This window comes from Flavobacterium sp. (genome assembly GCF_044338735.1).
Lineage (GTDB): Bacteria > Bacteroidota > Bacteroidia > Flavobacteriales > Flavobacteriaceae > Flavobacterium.
In genome coordinates this window covers 1-6,238 of the sequence record NZ_JBIIWV010000125.1, presented here as the reverse complement: position 1 = coordinate 6,238, position 6,238 = coordinate 1, and the positions used below count along the sequence as shown (strand labels likewise).

6 protein-coding genes and 1 pseudogene are annotated in these 6,238 nt (G+C 29.2%); all 7 read left to right on the top strand.

Going from position 1 to position 6,238, the window contains the following annotated elements:
• The first annotated feature begins 317 nt into the window (after window positions 1-317).
• Window positions 318-1,790: a 1-hydroxycarotenoid 3,4-desaturase CrtD gene (crtD, locus tag ACIQZC_RS08285; protein WP_396138762.1), complete on the top strand. Its 1,473-nt coding sequence runs from the start codon at window positions 318-320 to the stop codon at window positions 1,788-1,790.
• A complete protein-coding gene (locus ACIQZC_RS08280) occupies window positions 1,787-2,413 on the top strand; it encodes a carotenoid biosynthesis protein (protein ID WP_396138761.1) in 627 nt (208 codons plus the stop codon). The genes crtD and ACIQZC_RS08280 overlap by 4 nt, the downstream gene beginning before the upstream one ends.
• Window position 2,414: 1 nt before the next feature.
• On the top strand, window positions 2,415-2,894 hold the full coding sequence (locus tag ACIQZC_RS08275; RefSeq protein ID WP_396138760.1) for a sterol desaturase family protein: 480 nt from the start codon (window positions 2,415-2,417) through the stop codon (window positions 2,892-2,894).
• A 108-nt stretch (window positions 2,895-3,002) separates the two neighbouring features.
• Entirely contained in the window at window positions 3,003-3,938 is a 936-nt protein-coding gene (locus tag ACIQZC_RS08270) for a class I SAM-dependent methyltransferase (protein ID WP_396138759.1), read from the top strand.
• Window positions 3,939-3,986: 48 nt separating this feature from the next.
• On the top strand, window positions 3,987-4,694 hold the full coding sequence (locus ACIQZC_RS08265) for a DUF3291 domain-containing protein (RefSeq protein WP_396138758.1): 708 nt from the start codon (window positions 3,987-3,989) through the stop codon (window positions 4,692-4,694).
• A 491-nt stretch (window positions 4,695-5,185) separates the two neighbouring features.
• Window positions 5,186-5,890, top strand: a complete 705-nt coding sequence (locus ACIQZC_RS08260; RefSeq protein WP_396138757.1) for a hypothetical protein — start codon at window positions 5,186-5,188, stop codon at window positions 5,888-5,890.
• 5 nt (window positions 5,891-5,895) lie between these two features.
• Window positions 5,896-6,238, top strand: a pseudogene (locus ACIQZC_RS08255) (hypothetical protein); the annotation flags it as partial.

Here is a 6,238-nt window from a genome sequence, read left to right as displayed (position 1 = left end):
GATGTAGTAAATATGGGCGATGTATTCCAAGTGAAATACTTAGGACTTGACCCAAAAACTAGAAAAGAAAAAGTGTCAAGAAAAGCACTTTTACCAAGACCTCCAAGAGAAGAGAAAAAAGAATAATTTATTTATTTATAGTTTACCAAAAACCCCAATTTATAATCTAAATTGGGGTTTTTATCTTTAAACAAGCATAAATTTGAAGTTTTTTGTTAGTAATTGATTTTTATATTTATAGGAATTTTTTAACTTTTGTTATACTTTTAACCTTTAGTAAAAAATTAATTTTACGTCACTATTTTATTTAAAATATAATGACAAAAACCGTTGGTATAATTGGAGCTGGAATTGGAGGTCTTGCATTGGCAATTCGACTGGCTAATCAAGGGTTTAAGGTAACCATTTTTGAAAAAAATAGTTATCCTGGAGGGAAATTAAGTGAACTAAATATAAATGGATTTCGGTTCGATAAAGGGCCCTCCTTATTTACAATGCCTTCGTTAATAGATGAATTAACTAGTCTACAAGGTAGCGCCCATTCATTTGAATACCAGAAATTAGATGTCATTACTAATTATTTTTATTCGGATGGAACGCAACTAAAAGCAGCTGCTAATTTGGATGATTTCGCAGAAGAAGTACATCTAAAATTAAATGAAAAAAAAGAAACTGTTTTAAAATACATCAAACGCAATGCTTTTTATTTTAAAACCACAGAAGATTTATTTTTAAAGCAATCGCTTCATCAACTGAAAAATTTTATTAATTTTAAGACTTTAAAAGGGATATTTTTTTCTCCATTTTTAGGATTATTCAGTACGATGAACGAAAAAAATTCGCAAACATTTACCAATCCAAAAACGGTACAGTTATTTAATCGATTTGCGACTTATAATGGTTCAAATCCCTATAAAGCGCCGGCTTTGATGAATATGATTTCGCATTTAGAGTTTAATCTTGGAGCTTATTTACCTAAGAAAGGCATGCATCAAATTACAACACATTTAGTCAAACTAGCAGAAGAAGCTAATGTAACTATCAACTATAATGCAGCTGTTGAAAAATTAGATGTAGGAACTAATAAACGCATATCTGCAATTAAAAGTAGCGGAGTCAGTTATCCTTTTGATATTGTGGCAAGCGATGTAGATATCCATGTGCTTTATAAATATCTTTTACCTAAATCTTTCACTCCTAAAAAACTAATTCAACAAGAGAAATCAAGTAGTGCTTATGTCTTTTATTGGGGAATTAATAAAGAATTTGAAGCGTTAGGGCTACATAATATTTTGTTTAGTGATGATTATAAAAAGGAATTTGATCATTTGTTTTCAAAACAATTTCCAATTGATGATCCTACGATTTACGTCAATATCACTTCAAAATATTGCAAAACTGATGCGCCAGAAGGTTGCGAAAACTGGTTTGTAATGGTTAATGTGCCGCACAATAAAAATGAGAGTGTAGATTATGCAGCAACTATTCGAAAAAATGTTGTTGCCAAAATTAATACGATGTTGAAAACAGATATTGAAAAATACATCATTTCAGAAAATACGCTAAGTCCAGTTGATATAGAAAACCAAACCTCTTCATACGGCGGATCGCTTTACGGCAATTCTAGCAACAATAAATTTGCAGCATTTTTAAGACATGCCAACTTTTCATCAAGTATCAAAAATTTGTTTCTTGTGGGTGGAAGTGTACATCCTGGCGGAGGAATTCCTTTATGCCTTTTTAGTGCAAAAATAGCCAGTCAACTTATAGTAGAAAAAGAATTGAAATGAAAGAAACGTACAAATCTTATTTTTTATATTTCTTGATTCTGGTATATGTTTCAGGATCAATTGGATTTGTAATGAATCCTCCTTTTTTTAGTCCTTTTACACCGTACACCTTATTGCTTACTTGTTTTGTTTTTTTAATTCACATTCCTGTAGCCGACAAAAAATTCTTACTAGCCTTTTTTACCATAGCTTTTTTAGGTTATATTATTGAAGTAATTGGCGTAAAAACCGGGTTAATTTTTGGAAAATATTCTTATGGGAATGGATTGGGCTTTAAATTACTTGAAGTCCCACTAATCATCTCTATCAATTGGGCTATGCTAATTTGTGCCGGAATTAGAATAGTAAGTAGTTTCTTTGCAAACAAAATAACGGTATTGGTTGTAGCTGCTTTACTAGTTACACTTATTGATTTGCTTATAGAACAAGTAGCCCCAAAACTCGATTTTTGGCAATTTGAAAGTGGACTACCAGGTATTCATAATTACTTGGGTTGGATTGGAGTTGCTTTTTTTATATCGTACTTTTTTTATCCTATACTAATTAAAAGCAATCGAACGGTTTCATTGATTATATTGATTTTACAAATTATATTTTTTAGTTCATTATTTATATTTATTTAACATGGAAATACTAATTAATTGTAGCATTGTTTTAGTTACATTTATTCTAACCGAATTTTCGGCTTGGGCAAATCATAAATATATTATGCATGGCTTTATGTGGTATTTTCATGCTGATCATCATAAAAAAGACCATAAAAGTTGGTTTGAACGAAATGATTTATTTTTTATCATTTATGCCGTGCCAAGTTGGTTACTTATTATGTTTGGTATGATGAACCAATATGCTTGGTACACATGGGTTGGTTTTGGAATTTTACTCTATGGTTTAGCCTATTTTGTAGTTCATGACTTAGTAATTCATCAACGTTTCAAGGTGCTAACTAAAACAAAAAATGTCTATGTTTTGGCTTTGCGTAGAGCACACAAAATGCATCACAAAAATGTAGGAAAAGAAGGTGGCGAAAGTTTTGGAATGCTAATTATTAAGAAAAAATATATTCAAGCTGCCTTAAAGCATGCTAAAATCGCAAACGCATAAAACAGCAAGCATCTGAATAAATGTCCTAGTTTATAGCATAAGGTTTTATATTATACTTTGGTTTATTCTATATATTTTTCATAAGCTGTTCATAAATTAAACTATCGAATGGAAACTAAAAATGCTGCCAATTGCCCGATTTGTAAAAAAATCGAAAGTTCTTTTTACCTATCTACAAATGCGCTAATGCATGAGCCAAATAATGAGCTTTATACATTTGCTATTTGTACTAATTGCGAAGCCATATTTTTAACAAATCCAGTAACTCCTGAACGATTAGAAAATTATTATACAGAAAGTTACTTGCCTTATAGAGGATCCGAAGCCTGGGGAAAGTATGGTTCATTTGTAGCTAATAGTCAAAAAAAATTAGATTTAAAACGTGTTACTCTCGTAAAAAAATATCTTAAAAAAAATAATCTTAACCTTAATGTTCTTGATGTGGGTTGTGGCAATCCAAGTTTTTTGGAAATTTTAGAACAAAAATCAAAAGCAAAATGCACTGGAATTGATTTTTCAAATTCAGGCTGGAAAGATAAAAGTTTTCCCAACTTAGAACTTAAAAAAATAGCGATTGAAGATTATGTTTCTGATAAACAATTTGACGTAATTACACTTTGGCATTATTTAGAGCACGATTATAACCCGGGTCAAACCATAGAAGCACTCTATAATTGCCTTAAACACGGAGGAAAATTAATTATTGAAGTACCTGATTATACTAGCATTAGCGCAAAAATTCAAAAATCGTATTGGCAAGGTTGGCACAGTCCAAGGCACATTTCGTTACCAACCAAAAAAAGTTTTGACCTTTTGTTTCAAAAAGACAAATGGGAAATTAAAAACCATTTACGATACGGAACTCTTGATGCGTTTACCCTATGGTGGCTTGGCAAAATGCAAAAAAAAGGAGTTGATTGGTCTGGCAGCATGTCTAAACATTTTTGGTCGCTTGTGTTTTTAAAAGTGATTACATTTCCAATTTTTGCTTTTGAAAAACTAGTTCCAATGGGCGTACAAATAGTAGTAGTTGAAAAAAAATAATCTAAATCAGGATGGATTATAAATCCTTCTAAAATATAACACAAACTAATGAGCCAAATAACCACTTGTACTTTTTTTAAATTGGAAACTTTTTCCAATAAACTTTGGGCATTTTCGCAAATGCAAATAGGTCATGCCCATTTCAAAAATATTGAAGGATTGGTGTTCTACAAATTGTTGGGTTCGGGTGCTGAAAATGGTTTTAGTTCAAAACCCAACTTTGGTACGTATGCCTTATTATGTATTTGGGAATCAGAAATAAATGCTACTGCTTTTTTTGAAAACAATTCATTTTTTAACAATTATAAATCGAGAAGCGCCGAGTCATTCACCGTTTTTGCACACGCAGCAGAAGCGCACGGAAAATGGGATGGAAAACAACCCTTTGTTTCCAATGCCACTTTGGCTTTAGATAAACCTGTTATGGTTTTAACAAGAGCTAGTATTCGGTTTTCAAAATTGATTTCTTTTTGGAGAAAAGTAGGCCAAGTAAGTAAAAGTTTAGAAGAGTACGATGGATTAGCGCTTTCAATAGGCGTTGGCGAATGGCCTTTAATCCAACAAGCAACTTTGAGCATTTGGAAAACCCAAGCAGAAATGATTGATTATGCCTATAAAAATGAAAAGCACAAAGAGGTGGTTCGTCTTACCAGAAAACTAAAATGGTATAAAGAAGAACTATTTGCAAGATTTATTCCTTATAAATTTATAGGGACGTGGAATGGTAAAAATGTTGCTAATTTTTTAGAGATATAATTATATTTTAATCTTATTTTATAATATTCAATAGGTTTAAAAATTGAATATTTGAGTTGGTGTTTTTTCTTTTTTTTATATTGACCTTAAAAATTTTATGAGTTAGGAAATCAAAAGACACAACTAAAGATTAATAAGAAGGTAACTAATCGTTAAATTGCTTCTTAAGTTAAAATTTTACAAGAAATTGGAAAAGTTGACATTATTACTGTTGAATAAGAAGTGAAATTAGATAAAAATACAAAGCGTGAGACCAAAAAGCTTTAGAAACCTTAACTCCATGAGATGCCATAATAACATAATCTTCAATAGATGAAAACCAATTGAGAAAAAAGACTCGCCACAAGTTTAATTAACTAAAATAGTAATGGTAAAGATCCAGTTCAAATATTTGAAATAATGCTTTTGGTTTAAAAAAAATTAGAACCAAAATTTAACAATATTAATTAACTAATTTAACTAACTTGCTCAAAATTATTCAAAGCATGAAAATGAAAAAATGTTTTTTCGGAATTTTAGCTATCACCTTGTTTATAAATATAAATGTATATTCTCAAAAAAGTATTGAAGATTTATTTGATGATACAATTGGTAAACACAATCTACCTTTAAATAACGGAAAATTTTATTTTAATACGTATAGAACTAATACCACTCATCCATTTTTTTTTAGTGATAAATTCATTTTGTGCACCATAAAATATGACCATCAAGATTACAATAAAATAAACTTAAAATATGACATCAATAGAGATGTATTAGTTTTTAAGCCATTTGGAGAATCTGAAAATTATGGGACAATTTTAATTGAAAATAAGGTAAACGAATTTATTTTACACAATAAAAAGTTTGTTAATTTAAGTATTTCATCAAACCAAATTAGTAATGGATTTTATGAAGAAAATTTTATTGCAAAAAATTTTATTTTTTATATTAAACATAAGAAATCAAAAAGAGAGTCTATAAAAAATCAAGAAATTTTTATGGAATTTGAAACTTTTAATGAGTTTTTGATTTTGAAAAACAACTCATTCATTCCTATCAAAAATAAGAAACATATTGTGAATTTATTTCCAAACTATAAAAAAGAAATAAATACATTTTATAATGAAAATGCTAAACAAGAAAACGATAATAAAACTGAATTTTTTGAGAAAATTTTTAGATTTATTGACCAATTAAATTCAAACAACTAATCAATATGAAAAAAAGATTTACCATTATTATCATATTTTTTAGTTTGTCAATATTTTCACAAAAAAGTGATACAATATCAGTTAAAATCAACGCAGCCAATTTAACCGAAGCATTAAATCAAATTGAAAAACAAACAAATTTTTCCTTTTTTTATCAAAAAAAATGGTTAAAAAATAATGCCGTTTCTATAAATGAAAATTTTGAAAAAACATCAATTGATACCCTTTTGAAAGCCATTTTCAAAGACACCAATCTGAATTTTTATTTGAGCGGAAAGCACGTGATTCTCACCGAAAACAATATTATTTATGATAAAGTATCAAGTGATTTTTTAGAAAATTCTGATT